Source organism: Clostridium sp. LS, assembly GCF_002760435.1.
GTDB lineage: Bacteria > Bacillota > Clostridia > Clostridiales > Clostridiaceae > Clostridium.
The window spans coordinates 28183-50287 of sequence record NZ_AUUU01000101.1 but is presented as its reverse complement, the minus strand read 5'-3'; the positions used below and the strand labels follow the sequence as shown (position 1 = coordinate 50287).

Here is a 22105-nt window from a genome sequence, read left to right as displayed (position 1 = left end):
ATAGAAATAAGTTATAAGGGTGATATAGTGAAAAATATTCTTTATACAAGATTAATAAGGCCTAAAAATAAGAGCTATGTTCTTCGTAGAAATCAGAGTATAGAAAGTAAACTTAATAGCATTTTAAAGAATAAGTTGACATTGGTAAAAGGCGGAGCAGCTGTTGGAAAAAGTACTCTTATTTCAAGTTTTATTGCTGAAAAAGAAAATTATATGTGGTTTTCATTGGATGAAAACAGTGATGATTTATCTTATTTTTGGACTTATATTTTGCATGGATTAAAAAATAATATTGAAGATTTAAATTTTTATATTGATATGATAAATCCATTGGTAAAGAGAGAAGATATTTTTGAATTAATATTATCTTTAATTAATGAACTTATAAGTGAAAAAGAATTATTCATAGTGTTAGATGATTTTCATTATTTAGAAGATAAATTTCTTATGGAAACTATTGATTACTTTATATCTAATTCATCAGATAACGTGCATTTTATTTTAATTTCTAGATATGACATTAAGATTTATTTAGGAAATATCCTTATGAAGGGTGGTATAGTAGATATAAATTCTAATGATTTTAATCTTACATTAAAAGAAACAGAGGAATTTATCAAAAATATTTCTAATGTGGAAATCGATGGACAGGTAATAAATGATATATATTTAATAACTGAAGGATGGATAGGTGCAATAAAACTTTTGTTAACGACTATAGGTAATAACAAAAATATAAAAAATATTCCTAAAGATAATAAACTATTTATAGATTATATGCATAATGAAGTTATAAATAGTTTAAGTAAAGATGAGATAGACTTTTTAGTTAAAACTTCACCTTTAAGTTATGTGAATCCAAGCATTTACAAGGAAATAAGCAATAAAGATGGCTTTGAAATAATTGGAAATCTAATTGCTAAAAATATGCTGATTATTACAATTGATGAAGAAAAAAAGATCTTTAGATATCATAATATTTTAAAACAATATTTAATGAAACTCTTTGATAAATATGATGATGTTATTAAAAATCAAATTATTGAGAAATTGAATGCTTTTTTAATAAGTGACAGTAATTATGATGAAGCAATCAGTATTTTAATAAATTACAGTAAATATGATGATGCTCTAAAGATAATAGAAAAGAATGCGCATAATATTGTAAGTACAAAAATTTTAAATGAATTTCCATTGGAGTACTATAGTAAAAGTATAGATTTAATTTTTATTTCTATATTTTATAATTACCTAAGTTTAGATTATGAAAGATGCAATCTAATAGTTAATTCAATTGGAGATAATGCGAGCAATAATGTATTAAAAAGCGCAATAAAATTATTTGCTTTAATATTAAATAATTCGTGCGTAGATGATTGTTATTTTGAGCTGCCAAAGGTAATTGATAACAATTTAAATATATTTACTAAAACAATATATTACATCTTAGCATCATGGACATTGGGATTTGTAGGAGAAGCTTCAAAGGCACTGGAAATGATGGAGTTAATCAAAGAATCTAATATTGAGCTGAATAACAGTTATGTAGATTTATTATATGAATATAATAAAGTATCTATATTAGAGTGTATGGGTAAGCTAAATGAAAGCTTAGATGGTTATAAAAAGTTAATTGAAAGAATGAATAATAAAAATTATAAATCTTGCTTTACTATTTTTAGGACTGTTGGATTGCCTGGGGTTTATATTAAGAAACTTATGCACAAGGAAGCAGAAGAACTATTAATAGAAGCTCAAGGTATGCTTAAGGATTTTGATGGGAAAGCTGCATTTAGCAGCTTAAAAGTAGGCATTGATTATAATTTAGCCGAAGTAAAATATATTCAGGGTGATATCGATGAATGTGAACGATTGTTAAATAATATACAGATTGAAGATAAAGAAAGCTATGCTTATAATCAAATACTTGCATTAAAAATTAGATTACTATCCAATGAAAATAGGGTAAAAAAGGAAGAGTATGATGAATTTATTCATATTTATGAAAAGAGGTACAAGAATTCAACTTATTCAGATAATATCGGGCTAACTTACGGAATTATTCTTTTTCATTTGGGACAATATGAAGAGAGCTTGCAAACTTTTAATAAAGTAGCATTTGTATGTAGAAAGAATGGAGTAGGATATTCCTTAGTATATTCTTTATTGTGGAAAGTGATATTATTAAATAAGGTTAATGCTAATAATACAAGAGAATGTGTAAATATTTTAAAGGAAGTAGTTTTTTATTCTAAAGATGAAGAATTATTATTTCCTTATTATATAAATAGAAAATATCTTAAAGAAATAATAAAAAAGTTTGAAGCACAATTACTCAATGACAGGGATAATAGAGAGTTTATAAAAAGATTGTGTGAATTAATAGGTGTTAAGGATGAAAAAGAAGTATTAAGTTCCAGAGAATTAGAAGTTCTTAAGGCTTTAATAGATGGATTAAGTAATAAGGAAATTGGTGAGAAGCTTTTTATATCTATTTCAACAGTAAAAACTCATATTTTAAATATCTATTCTAAGCTTGGAGCTAAGAATAGGGTGGAGGCGGTTAATGAAGGAAGGAAGGTACTTTTAGATTAAAGCAGGTTACGTAAGATATCATTTAGATTAGAAGTTAATTTTATAATGAAAATATTAACTAAAAGATAAAGAAAATCATGCAACTGTATAAAAAAGGATAAAAGATAATTTAAAATTACGTTTACATTTGTGTGTTTTTTTTGAAATTTACCTTGTAAAGTTATTTTTGGTGAAAATTATGCTTAAATATGTAGAAAAATAATGATTATTGCTTCAATAAATGGTATAATTGATTATAAATGTATGAAAATTTAAATCGAGATTATTGAGGTGAACTATGAAAACCTATAATATTAAATATAGGGACTTTGAGACGTTAAAACAGTATTTAAATAATACTGACATAATAAAATATAATAGTATTTTGGTACAAGTATTTTCAGGTATAGGAAAGAAAGCATTCATAGAAGAAATAATAGAGAACTTTAAGATATTAATACCACAATGTAAAATAATAGGTGCTACATCTTCAGGTGAAATTTTAAATGGCGATATTTTAGAGAAGGAATGCATAGTTTCTATAAGTGTTTTTGAGAAAGCTATAATTAAAACCATTATAATTGAAAAAAAATTATCAGACTTTCAAAAAGGCAAAGAAGTGGCTCGTAAGTTGATTTATCCAGATACTAAAGCTGTTATTTCTTTTGGCGATATAAGCATTGATGGAGAGGAATTTTTAGATGGAATAAATTTCATAAATAACAGTGTTTTAGTAGCAGGAGGAATTGCTGGCAAGAACGATTCTGAAGATGAAACATATATTTTTACAGAAAATGGTGTAAAAAAAGATACAGTGGTTGCAGTTGCTTTATCGGGAAAGAATTTATATGCAAGCAATGGAAGCAGCTTTAATTGTATACCAGTAGGTAAGGAATATGAAGTTACAGAGGTTGAAGGCAGCGTTATTAAAAAAATAGGCGATATAACAGCAAAAGAATTCTATAGCAAATACTTAGGTACAAGCAATAACGAACAAATTTTACGCTTGGGAGATAAATTTCCTTTATTGGTAAGACGAAATAAAAGATATTTTAGTACACGTATATCAAAATTTGTAAATGATCATGAAATACTTATGTCTTCAAGGTTAAACTGTAAAGAGAAAATAAGAATCGGATTTTGTGATTTGAGGGAAATTCTACAAGGTACAAAAGAAATGTATTATAAGATTATGAAATATCCGGGAGAGAGCTTATTTATATATTCTTGTGATTCAAGAAAAAATATATTTAAAAAAATGAAAGCTAAAGAAATAATACCTGTTAATGAGTATGTATCAGTAAGTGGATTTTATACTTTCGGTGAATTCAAATATGTCAATAATGCAAATATATTTTATACGGAGACAATGACAATATTAATGCTTTCGGAAGATGTTAATGCAAGAATTAAAATCAATGAAGAATTTAATTCTAAATATTCCTATTATACTGAGGAAGATTCAGCACTATATAATCTTATAAAAAATACTGGAGAGGAAATAAATCAATTAAATTTAAAGCTTGAGGAAAAAATTAAAGAAAAAACAGAAGAATTAGAAAAACAATATTATATAGATAAATTAACTAATTTGGGGAATAGAAACAAGTTAATTAAAGATTTATATGAAGGATTTTATAATAAGCTTGCAATTATCGATATCAATTCATTTAATGATATAAATGATTTTTATGGAAATGCTATAGGTGATAAAGTTCTGATTGATGTTTCTAAAATGATTTATTTCTATTGTAGACAAAACAAACTCCAGCCATATAGAATAAATTCAGATATATTTGCTATAGTAGATAATGATATACCTAAAGAAGAATTTGTATATAGAATAAGTTTACTGCAAAATATAATAAATAATGAGTGTTTTTACTATGAAGAAGGCAAAATTTATATAACTGTAACAGTGGGAGTGACATTTGAGCAAGAACCACTATTTGAAAAGGCTGAAATGGCATTGAAATATGCTAAGAAGAATGGAGAATTGTTCCAAATATATAAGGAAAACTTAAAAATATATGAGGGGATCAAAGAAAATATAATATGGACTAAAAAGATAAGAGATGCTATAGCAGAAAACAGAATTGTGCCCTTCTTTCAACCTATAGTTAATAACCGATTAGGAACAATTGAGAAATGTGAAGCTTTAATAAGAATGATTGATGAGAATGGAGAAATTATACCACCGTACTTTTTCTTGGACATTGCAAAAAGGGCTGGATTGTATAAAGAGCTAACAATAATAATGTTAAAGAAGGTTTTTGAAGCCTTAAATAAAACAGATTATGAAATATCTATAAATCTTCTTCTTCAAGATATAGTAAATCGTGAAATTAGATCGTTAATAATTCAAAAATTGGAAAGTGCTGCAAATCCTAAGAAAGTTGTATTTGAAATTGTTGAATCAGAAGGTATCGAAAACTTTAATGAAGTTACAGAATTTATAAAAGAAATAAAAAAATATGGCTCTAAAATTGCTATTGATGATTTTGGAACTGGGTATTCAAATTTCAGCTATCTTATGAAGTTAAATGTAGATTATATAAAAATTGATGGTTCGATAATTAGAAATGTACATAAAGATAAATCAGCAGAGATAGTTACAAAAACCATAGTTACTTTTGCAAAAGAATTAGGAATAGAGACTATTGCTGAATTTGTATCTGAAGAGGAAATTTATAATAAAATTAAAGATATGAATATAGATTATTCGCAAGGATATTATTTCTCTGAACCTAAGGAGCATATAAAATAGACTCTAAAAGGAATTGTAGGAATTATTTTTTGGTAAGTTACTAAAAAATAATTCCGTTTTTTTTATTTATAATAAATAATTGGCATTATGCATATTGATATTTGCAGAACTTGAGGTTTTAAAACATTGGATTATTTACCTTAATTAATAAGGTATAGACGTGGATTAGTGAGGGTAATATATTTTTGTGATTAATTATTAGTTAATATAAGGAGGAGATAATTATGGATCAAAAAAGTAATTACATGAAAAAGGTTGATACAGAATTTGCTAGGGAGTTAAGTGCTGTTAGAGATAAACAAGATTCTCTAGTAGAGGTAATAAACGACATTAAATCAACTTTAAATAAAAGTTTACAAAGCAGTGGAGGTAATATGCAATCTCAAGGTAACTCACAAAACAATAATCAAATATCAGGTCAATTTGTACAAGAAATACAAGGACTTAGAAGTCGTGCACAACAACAACAACAACAATTAGAACAACAATTACAATCATCTATTCAACAAGCTATAAAGGCATTAAACGATGCTAATCAACAAATGCAAGCGACTCAAGAACTTTCTCAAACCCATCAGCTTATTGACCAAGTGCAAAGCCAATTAAGTCAAATGGGTCAACAGTCTCAATCATGGCAACAAGGACAACAATCTCAATCAGGCCAACAATGGCAACAAAGCCAAGGGAGCATGCAATACTAATATTGTAGAATATTAGGTGCAATTAAATAAAAAAATTAGATACATGTGTGAAATTTTTATAGACACATGTACCTAATTTTATTAGTAATATTCTAAATAACAGCTAATTTCTTGAGTTCATCTTCATATAGAGTTTCTTTTTCTAATAGTTCTATAGCTATTTTATCAAGGTAAGCTCTATTCTCTCTTAAGAGTTGTAGAGTTTCTTCATATAGTTCATTAACAAGATTTTTACATTCTTCGATAACAGGATTTCCATAGCTGCTATATAGAGAGCCAACACTTGAAAGCTTTATAAGCCCTAGAGTTTCGCCCATACCATATTCGGTAACCATCTTTAATGCAATATCTGTAGTTTGAGATATGTCACCATGTGCTCCAGTAGAAATTTTATCTTTTCCAAATATAATTTCTTCTGCTGCTCGACCACCAAGGGAAACTTTGATTTTGTTTCTTAGATAATCAATTCTATGGTAACTAGTATCTTCTGGGATAGTCAATGTATATCCGCCAGCACCCTTAGTTGTTGGAATAATGGTTATTTTAGACACCTTGTCCTGCGGAAGAAGCAGCATTCCTACTAGACCATGTCCTGCTTCATGATATGAAGTAAGAAGCTTGTCTTCATCCTTAAGATAACTTCTTTCTTTCTTCTCATGTCCAGCTAAAGTTATTGAGTAAGCTTCTTCAATATGAGATGGTGTAATAAAATCACTATTATCCTTAGCAGCTAAAATAGCGCTTTCATTTATCAAACTTTCCAATTTCGCCCCAGAGAAGTATACAGTCTTTTTAGCAACATCTTTTATATCAATATTTTCATGTGGTTTATTTTTTAAATGCAAAGATAAAATCTTTTCTCTAGCATTTACATCTGGTAAAGATACTTCTATATGCCTGTCAAATCTACCTGGTCTTAAAAGAGCTTTATCAAGCATGTCTAATCTGTTAGTAGCGGCAATTACTACTATACCTTCTTCTTGACCGAAACCTGACATTTCAGTTAAAAGAGCATTTAAAGTTTGATCTTTTTCATCGTTACTAGATCCGTTCTTACCATTACCTCTTGCCTTACCTATAGCATCTATCTCATCTATGAATATTACGGCTTTTCCATGAGATTTCGCTTTTTTAAATAAGTTTCTTACTCTGGCCGCACCAACTCCAACATAAACTTGTACGAAGTCTGAACCGCTAAGAGCATAAAACGGAACGCCAGCTTCACCGGCTACTGCTTTTGCAAGCAGTGTTTTACCTGTACCAGGGTCCCCATAAAGAATAACCCCTTTAGGCATTCTTGCACCATATTTTTGATATTTTTCAGGATTTTTTAGAAAATCGACAATATCCATTAAGCTTTCTTTGGCTTCTTCGTTGCCTGCCACAGCATCAAAGTTTAAAGCAGCTTTTTTATTTTTGCTAAAGTCTTGCATGTCCATAGATGTTACTGAAGAAGTACCACCTTTTGCTTTATAAATAAGCATAGCCATTATTGTAAAAAGTGATATACCTAAAACTCCTGAAGGAATAGATTTTGTTAGAGGGGGAGTGGTTTCGTCCTTAACCTCTATTCCTTTTAGTAATAATTTTTCTCTTAAAGTATCTGTATGTGGATTGTCTGTAGAATATTTACTACCGTTGTTTAAAATTATAGTCATTTTAGGTGAAGTATCAACTATAACAGTAGAAATACTGTTAGCGTTTAAATCATCATTAAAGTTAGAATAACTTTTGCTAATTACATTTGTATTTAAAGATGTTACTATCATTACAATAAGTGACAGTATCGCAGTAATTATAGGAAATATAATATAATATTTTTTAATCTTATTCATTAAGTACCTCCAATTTCTCAAAAGATAACTCGAATTTGTTAAATAAAATAAAAAGTCAAATATACTAATATATTGACTTGTTATTTTTTGAAGATGTCTAATAATGATTATACAGATTTAAATTAAGAAGTCTAATCTTTTACGAGGTTTTTACCAATGTAATTTCTGGAGGAATAATAAAAAATTCTCGATTTATGAATATATTCAGAAGTTATAAATAACTATTTATGAACAAGGTTTAATTAAATATAGGAGATGAGAAAGATTTTCCCCCTAAGTATCTCTAGATAAATTGAATCAATACATGTATTTTAAATATTAATAGAACTATAATCATCAAATTAGTTTAAATAACAAAAAGTCTATATTATTAATATGTAAAGTAGTATTTTTGTGATATAATAACTTAATAAAATAGATATAATTGTTTTAATTTACATTTTTATATATTTATTATAAGGAACTTATTTAATAGTTATATGTAGGTTAATGTGTAGGGGTGAAAGTATTGTCATTAGTTGATCAATTTTTTCTAAGATTTGCTTCTTATATTATAATAACATCTGTGTTGGTATTACATATTTTGGGGTATTTAATAACCCTTATCTTGCAGGGACGTTATAATTTTTTAGTATGGTCCAGCGTTGGCGCAATAGACATGTTATTTGGATTTCGATGTGGAAAGCTAGTTGAAAACTTTTATAGAAGAGTGTTACATGATCATCTAACAGGTGTAGGAAATAGAGCACTTTTTTATTTGAAGTTTCCTATGGACGTAAATAAATTTTCACCAACTTCCATATTACTTCTTGATTTAGATAATTTTAAAAATATTAATGATACTTATGGTCATAACGTTGGGGATAAAGTTTTAAAGGAATTTGTAAGTATTTTAAATCGATGTATTGGAGTAAATGATACAGTTATTAGATGGGGTGGCGAAGAATTTGTGATTATTCTTTCAGATACAGAGGAAAAAGAAGCAGTTAAATTTGCTGAAAAAATTAGAATAGCCACGGAAAGAGCTAAAATTTATATTGATTCTGATGATATTGTAATTAGAATTACTACTAGTATAGGAGTTGTTACATGTAATAATAAAGAAAGCGGTAACACGGCTATATTAAAAGCAGATAAGGCATTATATAAAGCAAAAGAAAAAAGAAATTTGGTTATAACTTGGGATGATTCTTTAGGCAAGGCATTGTAAAGGATAGTTGAAATAAAAAACATTTCAACTATCTTTTTAAACTTTACAACAATATGATTCATAAAATGCCTCCTAGTTATTATCTTTCCCGGTTGTGATTAATTTTTCAGAAATGATGAATCTTGGTCTTTGTTTAGTTTCATTATATATTTTACCAATATATTCTCCTATTACTCCAAGAGATAAAAGTTGAATTCCACCAATAAGCCAAATAGAAAGAGTTAGGGAAGTCCAACCAGTTACTGTCTTTCCGAAAAACTTCACTATAAAAGTGTAAGTTAAGGCTATAAAACTAAAGAAGAATATGAGAAATCCTATTCCTGTAATTATCCTTATTGGCTTTATACTAAGGGAAGTAATTCCGTCTAAAGCAAAAGCAATCATCTTTTTTAATGGATATTTAGATTCACCTGCAGCTCTTTCGTGCCTTTCATATTCTATTATAGAAGATTTGTATCCAACTAAAGGTACCATGCCTCTTAAAAATAAATTTACTTCTTTAAATTCACTTAAGCCTTCTAAAGCGCGTTTACTCATAAGACGATAATCAGCATGATTATAAACCATATCAACTCCTAGAGTAGTCATTAATTTATAGAAAGTTAAAGCTGTTGTTCTTTTAAAAAAAGTATCAGTTTGTCTGCTGGATCTTACACCATAAACAATATCGCATCCATCATAATATTGTTCAACGAATCTATCAATAACTTCAACATCATCTTGTAAATCTGCATCTAGAGATATTGTTACATCTGCAACCTCTTTTGCAGTCATAAGCCCAGCAAGCAATGCATTTTGGTGTCCTCTATTTCTTGAAAGATTAATGCCACAAAATATGCTGTTTTGATTATGAAGCTCTTCTATAATGGTCCAAGTCTTATCTTTTGAGCCATCATTAACAAAAAGTATTTTACTGTCCTTAGAAATAAGTTCGTTATCTATCATAGTATTAATTTTTATTAATAATCTTTTAGCTGTTATTTGTAAAACCTCTTCTTCATTATAACAAGGAATAACAAGATACAAAGTATCGTTCATAAAATCACCTCCAATAGATTCTAAATGAATTTAATGTTATTATATTTGACCTATCTGAACAAAAGCTTAATGAATCTTAATTCTTTTTAATATGTTTTTTGTATATACATTAATGAAGCTGCTTATTTTAATTTTTCTTATTGAAAAGGAATAGAGTTTTGGGGGGATTTATTATGTGCTTAGCAGTTCCAGGTAAAGTTCTGAGTTTAAATGGATTTAAAGGAGTTATTGAAATAGGTACTATGAAAAAAGAAGTTTTTATGAACCTTATTCCAGATGTAAAAGTTGGACAATATGTTCTAGTTCACGCTGGTTGCGCGATAGAAACAATTGATGAAGAAGAGGCTTCAAAAACTCTGGAACTAATAAAGGAGTTATTAAACAATGAAATTTATTGATGAATTTAGAAATGGAGACTATGCTAGAAGCCTCGGAAAATTAATGCAGAATATTACCAATGAGAAAATAAATATTATGGAGGTATGTGGTACTCATACCATGGCTATTTTTAGATATGGCATAAGAGATATATTACCTGATAATATAAGAATAATTTCAGGACCAGGTTGTCCAGTGTGTGTAACTCCACAAAGTTATATTGATACTGCTTTAGAGTTAACGTCAAACAAAGATGTCATAATCGCAACTTTTGGAGATATGATAAAAGTTCCAGGCAGGAAAAGTTCTTTATTAAGGAGGAAAGCTGAGGGGGCAGATATTAGAATTGTATATTCACCAATGGATGTATTGACAATAGCACAAGACACACCATTAAAAAAAATAGTTTTTCTTTCAGTTGGATTTGAGACAACTACTCCAATAACTGCTTTAACTGTCATGGAAGCGAGACAAAAAGAAATTAAGAATTTGTTTTTTTTTACGGCACATAAAATTGTTCCACCAGTAATGAAAGTTCTTGTTGAAGATGAAGAAATTAATATTGACGGATTTTTACTTCCTGGCCATGTTAGTGCTGTTATTGGTAAAAAACCATATGAATTTTTAAGTAGCGAGCATAATATCTCGGGTGTTATAACTGGTTTTGAACCTTTAGATATACTTAAGGGATTAAATACACTTATTAATATGATTAATACAAAGGACTATAACATAATAAATGAATATAAAAGAATTGTAAGAGACAGCGGTAATTCTAAAGCCTTACTGTATATAAATAAAGTGTTTAAAGTTATTGAAAGCACATGGAGAGGAATAGGGGTAATTCCTAATAGTGGATATAAATTTAAAAAAGAATATGAAGAATTTGATGCTTTAAAGTATTTTAATGTGGATTACAAGGATTACGATTGCAGTTTTGGCTGCAGATGCGGTGACATACTAAAAGGAAAAATTACTCCTTTTGAATGTCCACTATTTAAAACAAACTGCACACCTGAAAATCCTGTAGGGTCATGCATGGTATCAACAGAAGGTACTTGCGCTGCTTATTATAAGTATAATTAGTAATATAGTACTGTAAATTGGTTTCTGGAGGTATAGAATGGAAGAAATTATATCATTAGACCATGGTAGTGGAGGAAAGCAAACTAACAATCTAATTATAGATTTATTTTTAAAGTACTTTAATAATGAAATCATAAGTGAAATGAATGATTCTGCACAACTTAGTTTGAATAATAAGAAAATTGCATTTACTACAGATTCCTTTGTAGTTAATCCAATATTTTTTAATGGAGGAGATATTGGAAAGCTTGCAGTTTGTGGTACGGTAAATGACTTAGCCATGAGTGGCGCAAAGCCTTTATATTTAACTAGTGCATTTATTATAGAAGAAGGATTTCCAATGAAAAAATTAGAGATTATAGTAAAGTCTATGTCATACGCTGCAAAGGATGCAAAAGTTCAAATAGTAGCAGGTGATACTAAAGTAGTTCAAAAAGGAGGAGTTGATGGAATATTTATTAATACTTCTGGAATAGGTGAAATCTATGAAAATATAAGCATTAATGCAAATAATGCTAAGGTTGGAGATGTAATTATTGTTAACGGAACTTTAGGAGATCATGGCATGACAATTATGAGCCAAAGAGGTGGAATAAATATACAGGGGGAATTAAGAAGCGATTGCGCATCTTTAAATTCTCTTGTGGATTCAATGCTAGGAGTATGTTCTCAGATTCATGTACTGAGAGATGCAACAAGAGGCGGAGTTGCAGCTGTGTTAAATGAAATTGCTGAAATAAGTAATGTATCCATTGAATTAGATGAAAATTCAATTCCAATAAGTAAAGAAGTAAAAGGATGTTGCGAACTTTTAGGATTAGATCCATTGTATATTGCAAATGAAGGAAAATTATGCTGTTTTGTGCCAGCAGTTTATGCAAGTAAAGTATTAGGAACTATGAAAGAGCATTCACTTGGAGCTAATGCAGCAATTATTGGCAGGGTTATAGAAAAAGTTCCACAAAGGGTTTATTTAAAAACTATTGTAGGTGGAAAAAGAATTGTAGATATGCCATCTGGGCAACAGCTGCCTAGAATATGTTAAAATAAAACTCTGCAAAAAGAGTTTTCTATCTTTTTGTGAAAGGCATATTTTAAGTCATAATAAATTACATTTATAACTTTTCATTATGGAAGGTGGTTTATATGAAAAGATTATGTTTGAAGATTGAGGGAATTGTACAAGGGGTGGGTTTTCGACCTTTTGTTTATAATACGGCACTTTTCTTTAACTTAAAAGGTTGGATCAATAATAATTCAGAAGGTGTATATATTGATGTTGAAGGAAAAGAAGATAATTTAAATAATTTTATTTTTAATTTAAAAAATAAAAAACCTGTTTTAGCCAGAATAGACAATATAATTGTACACGAAAAGGAAATTGTAAATTATAAATGCTTTGAAATTAGAGAAAGTGAAAGGAGGAAAGAAAAAATCACCTTAATTTCTCCTGATATAGCTATGTGCGAAGAATGTATTAAAGATATTACAAATCCGTCCAATAGAAGATATAAATATTCATTCACTAATTGCACAAACTGTGGCCCCAGGTTCTCAATAATAAAATCTATTCCCTATGATAGAGCGTACACAACCATGAAGAAATTTATTATGTGCAAAGACTGTCATAATGAATATACTGATTCTGGAAATAGAAGATTTCATGCTCAGCCGAATGCATGCAAAAAGTGCGGACCTAGCTTGTGGATAGAAGATTGTAATAGGGTAAGAATAAAAACAAGTGATGAGTTAGGATTTGTAAGACAAAAGCTCAAAGAAGGCAGAATTTTCGCAATTAAAGGACTTGGGGGATTTCATTTAGTATGTGATGCTAAAAATGAAGAAGCAGTAAAATTACTTAGGATTAGAAAAAAGAGGCCTCATAAACCATTTGCAGTTATGATAAAAAATATTGAAAAGGTAAAAAAATATTGTCATGTAAATATGGAAGAAGAAAAAGTGCTCATAGGAATAAGAAAACCTATTGTAATACTAAATCAGGCAGAAGATTATGGCCTATCCCAATATATAGCGTGTAATCAAAAAACTTTAGGAGTTATGTTACCATATACACCTTTACATTATTTATTATTTAAAGATAGTATAGAAGTTTTAATTATGACCAGCGCAAATATTAATGGATTACCTTTAGAGTATAAAAATGAAAATGTAACTGAAAATTTAAAAGATATTGCGGATTATTTTTTGCTACATAATAGAGACATCGATATACCAATAGATGATTCAGTAGTAAGAGTAGTAAATAATGAAGTGCACATGGTAAGAAGAGCACGAGGATATGTGCCGGAACCTATAAAAATGGAGAGTACAAAAGAAATTTTAGCTTGCGGTTCAAATATGAAGAACACTTTTTGCATTGGGAAAGAAAATTTTTTATTTTTAAGCCAATACAATGGGGATTTGGAGAATATTGAGAGTATTGAATATTATAAAAATAATATAAAGCATTTTCAGAATATATTTCAGTTTGCTCCAAAGTATATAGCTTGTGATATGCATCCAGGTTATGCTTCAAGTGAGTATGCTTATAGTTTGTCATTACCTAAAATTGAAGTTCAGCATCATCATGCCCATATTGTAAGCTGTTTAGCGGAAAATCATGTAAATAGAAAAGTTATTGGAATTGCTTATGATGGAACTGGTTATGGTACCGATGGAAAGGTTTGGGGAGGAGAATTTTTACTTTGTGATAATAAAGAGTTTATAAGAGTAGGGCATTTAGACTATACAAAAATGCCTGGTGCTGAAAACGCTATTAAGGAACCTTGGAGAATGGCTGTGTCATTTATATATAAATTGTTTAAAGCGCAAATTTACTCAGATGTACAAATGAGAGAAATATTGGCTAAGTTATATGGAAATAGAGCATTTAATATTATATCTATGATTGAAGCAGATATTAATAGTCCGGAAACTTCAAGCATGGGACGTTTTTTTGATGCTGTATCAAGCTTAGTTGGAATTAGAAATATTATTACATATGAAGGACAAGCGGCATTGGAACTTGAAGTAATTGCCTCACTAAAGAGTTTGGATTTTTATGATTACAATATAGTTAAGGGTGATGGCTATGTTGTGAAATTAGAGAAAATTATTGCAGGTATTATAAATGATAAGTTTCTCGGTGAGCAGGATTGTATTATCTCAGATAAGTTTCATAATACAATAGTCAAGTTTTCAAAAGATTTATGCAAACTAATTAGAAAAGATATAGGCATTAGTGAGGTAGCATTAAGCGGTGGAGTATTTCAAAATTCATACTTGCTCAAAAATTTGATTAATGAATTAGAAAAGGAAAAATTTATTGTTTATACAAATAAGCTAATACCTGCTAATGATGGTGGTTTGGCTTTAGGCCAAATTGTAATAGCAAATGAGATTTTAAAGGATAAATAAAACCTATATTTTTTATATTCATGGTAATACTATTATTAATCCAAGTTTATTAAAATATTAAAGGAGGTTTACATATGACAAATAGATTTAAAGAAAAATTTCTTGGAATGCCAATTGAAAAACATGATGCTGCTGCTTGGGCAAATATGGAGGATTCACAACCTATATCAAACGTAAATATTCCAAGCGAAATACAAGTTAGAAATGCTAAAGAATACGTGGATACAAATCAAAAATAAGATTATATAAGAAAAAATCCCCATTAAACTGGGGATTTTTTTATTAAATTAATATTGCATATCTGATAAACGTTTATAGGTATCATATCTTTCTTTTGCGTTCTTTTCTGATTCGTCAAATAATGCATCGGCTACTTCTGGGAATACATTCATTAAGGATGAGTAACGTATTTCACCATGTAGGAAGTCCTTATATGAAGCAGTAGGTTCTTTAGATTCAAGCAAGAATGGATTTTTGCCTTCTTCTTTTAGTAATGGATTGTATCTATATAGATGCCAATATCCTGATTCTACAGCTTTCTTTTCTTCTTTTATACTGTTACCCATACCAATTTTTATTCCGTGGCTTATACATGGAGCGTAAGCTATGATAAGTGATGGTCCTGGGTATTTTTCAGCTTCAGCTATTACTTTGATTGCATGATTCATATTTGCACCCATTGCTATTTGAGCAACGTAGACATAGCCATAACTCATAGCCATAAGTCCTAAATCTTTCTTTCTAGTTTTCTTACCAGCGGCTGCAAACTTAGCCACTTGACCAGTTTGAGATGATTTTGATGCCTGACCACCAGTGTTAGAATATATTTCTGTATCCATTACAAATATATTAACATCGTCTCCCATAGCAAGAACCTGGTCAACTCCACCGTAACCAATATCGTATGCCCATCCATCTCCACCAATTATCCAGTGAGATTTCTTAACTAGATAGTCTTTTCTTTCAAGGATCTCTTTAGCTATTTCGTTATTAGAATTCTTTAATACTTCTATAACTTTAGTAGAAGCTGACTTTGATTCTGCGCCATTATTGAAGTTATTTAGCCATTCTCTGAAGGCATCTTTAATTTCATCATTAAAATCAGGTGATGCTAAACCTTCGTTCATTAAATCTGCAAGTTTTTCTCTAATTTGTTTAACACCAAGGAATATACCATATCCAAATTCGGCATTATCTTCAAATAGTGAATTTGCCCAAGCAGGACCTCTTCCTTCTGCATTAGTTGTATATGCAATGGAAGGAGAACTTGCACCCCAGATAGAGGAACATCCAGTTGCGTTTGCAATTATCATTCTTTCGCCAAAAAGTTGTGTTAATAGTCTTATATATGGTGTTTCACCACATCCAGGGCAGGCACCATTGAATTCAAGAAGAGGCCTAATTAATTGACTGCCTTTTAAGGTATTTCTATCAATTAAATCTTCCTTAGGAGTAAGGGTCATAGCATATTCCCAATTTTCCTCCTGCTCTAATATTTGTTCTTCTGAAGGCTTCATTATAAGAGCTTTACCAGGAGCAGGGCAGACATCTGCGCAGTTTCCGCAGCCTGTGCAGTCTAGTGGAGCTACTTGAATTCTATATTCATAATTTTCTAGACCTTTTCCTGCTGCTTTCTTTGTAATAAAATCTTCAGGAGCACTTTTCTTTTCATTTTCATCAATTATGAATTGACGAATAGTTGCATGAGGGCAGATATATGCGCATTGTCCGCATTGAATACATTTATCAGTCTGCCATTCAGGAACATTAACTGCTATACCACGCTTTTCATAAGCAGTAGTGCCTAGAGGGAAGGTACCATCTTCCATTCCTACAAAGGCACTTGTTGGCAGCTCATCGCCTTCATGCCTTGCTAAAGGACGTTGAATATTTTTAACAAAATCCGGTTCATCTTTTATAGGCTTATCTTCATCTTGTGCATTAGCCCAGCTCTCAGGAATGCTAACTTCATTTAAGGAATCTATACCTCTATCCACGGCATCGTGATTCATTTTAACTATTTTATCACCCTTTTTGCCATATAGGTGAGAAATTGAATCCTTTAAATATTTAACTGCATCTTCTACAGGTATAACATTTGCTAGTTTAAAGAATGCAGATTGCATTATCATATTAATTCTGTTTCCAAGGCCTATTTCACCAGCAATAGCAATTGCGTCGATAGTGTAGAATTTTATATTGTTTTTGGCTATATATCTCTTGTATGGTGCAGGTAATTTATCTTCGATTTCATCTTTATCCCATGGACAGTTTAGTACAAAGATACCATTTTCCTTTAATCCTTTCAGAACATCAAAGTTATATATAAAGGATTTATTATGGCAGGCAACATAATCTGAGTTATAAACTAAATAAGGAGACCTTATTAGGCTCTTTCCAAATCTCAAGTGAGAGACAGTTGTACCGCCAGATTTCTTACTGTCATAAGAAAAATATGCTTGAGCGTATAAATCTGTATTATCTCCTATAATTTTAATAGCACTCTTATTAGCTCCAACTGTACCGTCAGATCCTAAGCCCCAGAATTTACAGCTTATAGTGCCTTCTGGTGTAGTATCAATTATTTCTCCTTCAGGCAAGGAAGTATTAGTAATATCATCAACTATTCCTACTGTGAAATTATCCTTTGGTTTTTGTGCTCTTAAATTATCAAATACAGCTATGATCTGAGATGGTCTTGTATCTTTAGAAGCTAAACCATACCTTCCTCCAACTATAGTTGGTTTACTTTCTGCATTATAGAAAAGCTTAGTAACATCTAGATACAATGGTTCTCCAGGTGCGCCAGGTTCTTTTGTTCTATCTAATACAGCTATTCTTTTAACAGACTTAGGAAAAACGTTGAAGAAGTATTTTTCACAAAATGGCCTATATAAGTGAACTTTTATCACACCAACTTTTTCGCCTTTTTCTCTTAAATAATCTACAACTTCACTGATAGTATCACATACTGAACCTATAGCTACTATAATATCCTCAGCTTCTGGATCTCCATAATAATCGAATGGGTGATATTCTCTTCCAGTAATTTTCTTCATTTCTTTCATATAATCTTCTACTATATCAGGTACTGCATTAAAGAAAGGATTTTGTGCTTCTCTTCCTTGGAAATATATATCAGGATTTTGCGCTGTACCCCTAGCTACTGGATGTTCTGGATTTAAAGCCCTGTCTCTAAAAGCTTTTAAAGCATTCTTATCTACTAGTTTAGTTACTTCATCGAAATCAGGTACCTCAATTTTTTGATACTCATGGGAGGTTCTAAATCCATCAAAGAAATGCATAAAGGGAACTCTTCCTTTTATTGCACTTAAATGTGCTACGCATGCTAAATCCATTACCTCTTGAACATTTGATGCCGCAAGCATAGCAAAGCCTGTTTGTCTGCAAGCCATAACATCTTGGTGATCTCCAAATATTGATAAAGCATGGGTTGCTATTGCACGAGCAGTTACATGAAATACTGCTGGCAAAAGTTCTCCAGACATTTTATACATATTTGGTATCATAAGAAGCAATCCTTGAGATGCCGTATATGTAGTTGTTAACGCTCCTCCTTGAAGTGATCCATGCACTGCCCCAGCAGCACCAGCTTCTGACTGCATTTCAGCAACTTTAACTGGCTGGTTAAACATATTCTTTTTGCCATGAGCAGACCATTCATCAACCCCTTCAGCCATAGGAGTAGAAGGAGTTATAGGGAAAATTGCGGCTACTTCTGTAAAATTATATGAAGCATATGCTGCAGCTTGGTTTCCATCCATTGTTTTTGTAACTTTTTGCATTACTTATCCTCCTTATATGATTTTTATTATTTATCTAAATTTTATATCTCATTTATTATTTGAAACCTGAGGAAAAGTATACATATTTCTGTAAATACTATATTGATTTGCTTAATAAAAAGCTTAATGTGAATATTATAATTAATCATATTTAATACAGCGTGATTTAAATTACATTTTAAAGGGATAAACCTCTAAGTGATTTATCCCTTTAATTTTGAAAATTTAATTTTTGATTTTTGTGATAATTTTCAGGATTTAGATATCTTTGGGGAAAATCTAAGTTGTGATAAAACTATTCCTCCAAGTATGAGAGCACATCCAGCATATCCCCGCATGCTCATAACTTCACCAAGTATAAGCATGCCACCTATAGCTCCAAATACTGATTCCATGCTCAGAATGATGGCTGCATGAGATGGTTTAGCATTTTTTTGAGCTACCACTTGCAGAGTATATGCAACACCAGCGGATAGGAGACCACCATAAAGTATAGGTATTAATGCGCCTGAAATTCCAAATAGGGTTATATTTTCGAAAGCTAGGGCTGTAACTAAACTTAATAGTGAACACGTTGCGAATTGAAGGCATGACAATTTTAAAGGATCTACTATTTTTGAAAAATGGTCAATTGATAAAATATGAATAGCCCAAAAAAGCGAGCCTATAATTTCAAGGGAATCACCATAGCTTATACTGAAATTTTCATTTATACTTAAAAGGTAAAGTCCAGCAACAGCAAGTCCAACTCCAATCCATGAATTTTTTCCGATTTTATGTTTTAAAAATACTCCTATTATTGGGACTATGACTACATAAAGACCTGTAATAAAGCTTGCCTTTCCAGCAGTTGTATAAATAAGACCAGTTTGTTGAATGCTTGAACCAGCGTATAGAATCGTACCAACTAATACTCCAGATGAAATCATTTTTTTAGCAGTTACATTAGTATAAACTTTAGTATCATTAGTGTTTTCATTTTTCTTTTTCTTATCAAAATAAATAATTAAAGGAATTAAAGAAATGCTCCCAAGTGCAAATCTTATTCCGTTAAAAGTAAAGGTCCCTACATATTTAGAACCAATCCTTTGTGAAACAAACGCAAATCCCCATATGGCAGCAGTTATCAATAAAAGTATATTTGCGCGTAATCTCTTGTTATTCAGTTTAATCATCTCCTTTTAAAAAATTATATAGGAAATAGCATAGATTTATCAATAGCCATTATAGAGTTATTAAACGTTAGAATAAATAACATTTAATAAGCAAATAATAATATTAAATATATAGAGAAGGTGAATGTATGGAGTATAGTACATTATTAGCTCTTATGACCATTGTTTTTTCTTTTATTATGTTATTTACCATTGTATCAACATTAAGGGAAAAGAATTATAATTTTCTTTTTGAAAATATTGCAGTTTATGTTTTTTATTTAGTTTTTTTAGCAATCCAATATATATTAAAATTTCAAGTCGCGTCTTTTATTATTTTCATGGTTCTATTAACTATTATTGGAGATAGTCTTATTGGGAAACATTTAAATTTTTATAATCGTTCAAAATATTATGATCGATTTCTACATGCTTTCGGTTCGTGTTCATTTTCACTTTTCTTTTATTCTATATTAAGCAAAGTAACTACATATATAATTTTTCCAAAGTTATATGGTTGCATTTTTGTTGTAGCCATAGGAATTTCATTAGGTTGTATTTTTGAAATATATGAATTTATATCAGACACAACAAATAAGATCAATAATCAGCATGGACTTATAGATACTAATTTTGATTTAATTTCAGATGTAGTGGGTGCAGTAATTGCGGGTATTGTTTCAAGGTTGATTTTCTTTTAATAAATATTAAAGATTCTAATAAAGAAAGGAAAATTTTTTTCAAATCGCCGCAATTAATTATTGACTTCGAGTTAACTCGAAGATTTATAATGTAAACGAGTGAATCTTAGCTAACTTATGATCATTGTTTTTGGAGGGATTAAAAAATGGAAAAATCAAAAGTATATTTTACTAATATGCACACAACAGGTAATGAAAATTTAATACAAAAATTGACTCGTTTAATAAGAACAGCAGGAATTGGAGAAATTGATTTTGAAAAAAAATATGCAGCTATTAAGATTCATTTTGGTGAACCAGGCAACTTAGCATTTTTACGACCTAATTATGCTAAGGCTGTAGCAGATGTTGTTAAAGAACTGGGGGGAAACCCATTTTTAACAGATTGTAATACTTTATATGTAGGTGGTAGAAAAAATGCTCTTGACCATCTTAATTCTGCGTATACAAATGGATTTAGTCCTTTTTCAACAGGATGCCATATATTAATTGCCGATGGTCTTAAAGGAACTGATGAGGCTTTAGTTCCAGTTGCTAATGGTCAATATGTTAAGGAAGCAAAAATAGGACATGCTATTATGGATGCAGATATTTTTATATCTCTTAACCATTTTAAAGGTCATGAGGCGACTGGATTTGGTGGAGCCCTTAAAAACATAGGAATGGGCTGTGGATCTCGTGCTGGAAAAATGGAAATGCATAGTAGTGGAAAGCCTCATGTTTATCAAGATAATTGTGTTGGCTGCAGCATGTGTGCTAAAATATGTGCTCACTCTGCTATTGATATTACTAATAAAAAAGCATCTATTGATCACAATAAGTGTGTTGGATGCGGAAGGTGCATAGGAGTTTGTCCTATGGATGCTGTTATGCCTGGATCAAGTGAATCTAATGATATCCTAAATAAAAAAATCGCAGAATATTCATGGGCAGTATTAAATGGACGTCCAAACTTTCATATTAGCTTAGTAATTGACGTTTCTCCATATTGCGATTGTCATGCAGAAAATGATGTGCCTATAGTACCTGATGTTGGTATGTTTGCATCTTTTGATCCAGTTGCATTAGATATTGCTTGCGCAGATGCTGTAAATAGACAACCTGTTATGGCGGGAAGTTTACTTGAGAAAAATGGCTGTAAACATCATGACCATTTTACTGATGTAAGCCCAGAAACTGATTGGAAAGTTGCAATTGATTATGCAGTAGAACTAGGCCTTGGAAATAAAGAATATGATTTAATTACAATTTAATCGTATAATCCTATTACTAAAGAAAAAGGCAATTATAGTTGTTTTACTCAAATTTAAGATAGTTTAAAAATTAAATCTCCTCACAATATATGTAAAGTTTATTGTGAGGAGATTTTTATTTATACTTATTCTTTGGATTTATGCCTCTTATTACTAGATTGCTTTCATTGCTTATAAAGTCTGCT

15 protein-coding genes are annotated in these 22105 nt (G+C 30.2%); 11 read left to right on the top strand and 4 right to left on the bottom strand.

Annotation, left to right across the window (positions count from 1 at the left end):
- Positions 1-27: 27 nt before the first annotated feature.
- From COL3_RS20315 to COL3_RS20305, 3 genes are all read left to right on the top strand, one after another.
- The gene (locus tag COL3_RS20315; RefSeq protein WP_008421083.1) at positions 28-2595 is read left to right on the top strand and encodes a LuxR C-terminal-related transcriptional regulator; all 2568 of its coding nucleotides are present in this window, start codon (positions 28-30) and stop codon (positions 2593-2595) included.
- Positions 2596-2872: 277 nt separating this feature from the next.
- Positions 2873-5341, top strand: a complete 2469-nt coding sequence (locus tag COL3_RS20310; protein ID WP_008421082.1) for an EAL domain-containing protein — start codon at positions 2873-2875, stop codon at positions 5339-5341.
- 224 nt (positions 5342-5565) lie between these two features.
- On the top strand, positions 5566-6042 hold the full coding sequence (locus COL3_RS20305; RefSeq protein WP_008421081.1) for a hypothetical protein: 477 nt from the start codon (positions 5566-5568) through the stop codon (positions 6040-6042).
- Between the two features lie 92 nt (positions 6043-6134).
- Here the strand turns inward: COL3_RS20305 and COL3_RS20300 are convergent, their stop codons facing one another.
- Positions 6135-7877 carry an FtsH/Yme1/Tma family ATP-dependent metallopeptidase gene (locus COL3_RS20300; RefSeq protein WP_008421079.1) on the bottom strand — a complete coding sequence of 581 codons (1743 nt, stop codon included), beginning with the start codon at positions 7875-7877 and terminating at the stop codon, positions 6135-6137.
- A gap of 508 nt (positions 7878-8385) precedes the next feature.
- Between COL3_RS20300 and COL3_RS20295 the strand changes: the two genes are divergently transcribed.
- Positions 8386-9087 (top strand): GGDEF domain-containing protein, encoded by a 702-nt coding sequence (locus COL3_RS20295; RefSeq protein ID WP_008421077.1) that lies wholly within the window; start codon positions 8386-8388, stop codon positions 9085-9087.
- Positions 9088-9159: 72 nt separating this feature from the next.
- On the opposite strand, the gene COL3_RS20290 is transcribed toward COL3_RS20295, so the two are convergent.
- Positions 9160-10125, bottom strand: a complete 966-nt coding sequence (locus COL3_RS20290; RefSeq protein ID WP_008421075.1) for a glycosyltransferase family 2 protein — start codon at positions 10123-10125, stop codon at positions 9160-9162.
- A 173-nt stretch (positions 10126-10298) separates the two neighbouring features.
- Between COL3_RS20290 and COL3_RS20285 the strand changes: the two genes are divergently transcribed.
- From COL3_RS20285 to COL3_RS20265, 5 genes are all read left to right on the top strand, one after another.
- On the top strand, positions 10299-10523 hold the full coding sequence (locus COL3_RS20285; RefSeq protein ID WP_008421072.1) for a HypC/HybG/HupF family hydrogenase formation chaperone: 225 nt from the start codon (positions 10299-10301) through the stop codon (positions 10521-10523).
- Complete coding sequence (gene hypD / locus COL3_RS20280; RefSeq protein WP_008421070.1) at positions 10510-11589, top strand: hydrogenase formation protein HypD; 1080 nt, start codon at positions 10510-10512, stop codon at positions 11587-11589. Before COL3_RS20285 ends, hypD begins: the two co-directional genes overlap by 14 nt.
- A gap of 37 nt (positions 11590-11626) precedes the next feature.
- Positions 11627-12634 carry a hydrogenase expression/formation protein HypE gene (hypE, locus tag COL3_RS20275; protein WP_008421068.1) on the top strand — a complete coding sequence of 336 codons (1008 nt, stop codon included), beginning with the start codon at positions 11627-11629 and terminating at the stop codon, positions 12632-12634.
- A gap of 101 nt (positions 12635-12735) precedes the next feature.
- Positions 12736-15006, top strand: coding sequence for a carbamoyltransferase HypF (hypF, locus tag COL3_RS20270; RefSeq protein ID WP_008421067.1), 2271 nt, complete (start codon positions 12736-12738; stop codon positions 15004-15006).
- A gap of 74 nt (positions 15007-15080) precedes the next feature.
- On the top strand, positions 15081-15245 hold the full coding sequence (locus COL3_RS20265; RefSeq protein WP_008421064.1) for a DUF3787 domain-containing protein: 165 nt from the start codon (positions 15081-15083) through the stop codon (positions 15243-15245).
- Positions 15246-15293: 48 nt separating this feature from the next.
- Here COL3_RS20265 and nifJ read toward each other — a convergent pair whose 3' ends face one another.
- Together nifJ and COL3_RS20255 are read right to left on the bottom strand one after the other, a co-directional pair.
- Positions 15294-18812 carry a pyruvate:ferredoxin (flavodoxin) oxidoreductase gene (gene nifJ, locus COL3_RS20260; protein ID WP_008421062.1) on the bottom strand — a complete coding sequence of 1173 codons (3519 nt, stop codon included), beginning with the start codon at positions 18810-18812 and terminating at the stop codon, positions 15294-15296.
- Between the two features lie 251 nt (positions 18813-19063).
- Positions 19064-19978: a DMT family transporter gene (locus COL3_RS20255; RefSeq protein ID WP_099716699.1), complete on the bottom strand. Its 915-nt coding sequence runs from the start codon at positions 19976-19978 to the stop codon at positions 19064-19066.
- Positions 19979-20115: 137 nt separating this feature from the next.
- On the opposite strand from COL3_RS20255, the gene COL3_RS20250 reads away from it, so the two are divergent.
- Together COL3_RS20250 and COL3_RS20245 are read left to right on the top strand one after the other, a co-directional pair.
- Positions 20116-20667, top strand: a complete 552-nt coding sequence (locus COL3_RS20250; RefSeq protein ID WP_008421057.1) for a hypothetical protein — start codon at positions 20116-20118, stop codon at positions 20665-20667.
- A 146-nt stretch (positions 20668-20813) separates the two neighbouring features.
- Positions 20814-21920: a DUF362 domain-containing protein gene (locus COL3_RS20245; RefSeq protein WP_008421054.1), complete on the top strand. Its 1107-nt coding sequence runs from the start codon at positions 20814-20816 to the stop codon at positions 21918-21920.
- The last annotated feature ends 185 nt before the right edge of the window (positions 21921-22105 follow it).

Coding starts and splice junctions, on each gene's coding strand:
- COL3_RS20310 (WP_008421082.1), top strand. CDS start 2,873: ATGAAAACCTATAATATTAAATATAGGGACTTTGAGACGTTAAAACAG.
- COL3_RS20305 (WP_008421081.1), top strand. CDS start 5,566: ATGGATCAAAAAAGTAATTACATGAAAAAGGTTGATACAGAATTTGCT.
- COL3_RS20300 (WP_008421079.1), bottom strand. CDS start 7,877: ATGAATAAGATTAAAAAATATTATATTATATTTCCTATAATTACTGCG.
- COL3_RS20290 (WP_008421075.1), bottom strand. CDS start 10,125: ATGAACGATACTTTGTATCTTGTTATTCCTTGTTATAATGAAGAAGAG.
- COL3_RS20285 (WP_008421072.1), top strand. CDS start 10,299: ATGTGCTTAGCAGTTCCAGGTAAAGTTCTGAGTTTAAATGGATTTAAA.
- hypD (WP_008421070.1), top strand. CDS start 10,510: ATGAAATTTATTGATGAATTTAGAAATGGAGACTATGCTAGAAGCCTC.
- hypE (WP_008421068.1), top strand. CDS start 11,627: ATGGAAGAAATTATATCATTAGACCATGGTAGTGGAGGAAAGCAAACT.
- hypF (WP_008421067.1), top strand. CDS start 12,736: ATGAAAAGATTATGTTTGAAGATTGAGGGAATTGTACAAGGGGTGGGT.
- COL3_RS20265 (WP_008421064.1), top strand. CDS start 15,081: ATGACAAATAGATTTAAAGAAAAATTTCTTGGAATGCCAATTGAAAAA.
- nifJ (WP_008421062.1), bottom strand. CDS start 18,812: ATGCAAAAAGTTACAAAAACAATGGATGGAAACCAAGCTGCAGCATAT.
- COL3_RS20250 (WP_008421057.1), top strand. CDS start 20,116: ATGGAGTATAGTACATTATTAGCTCTTATGACCATTGTTTTTTCTTTT.
- COL3_RS20245 (WP_008421054.1), top strand. CDS start 20,814: ATGGAAAAATCAAAAGTATATTTTACTAATATGCACACAACAGGTAAT.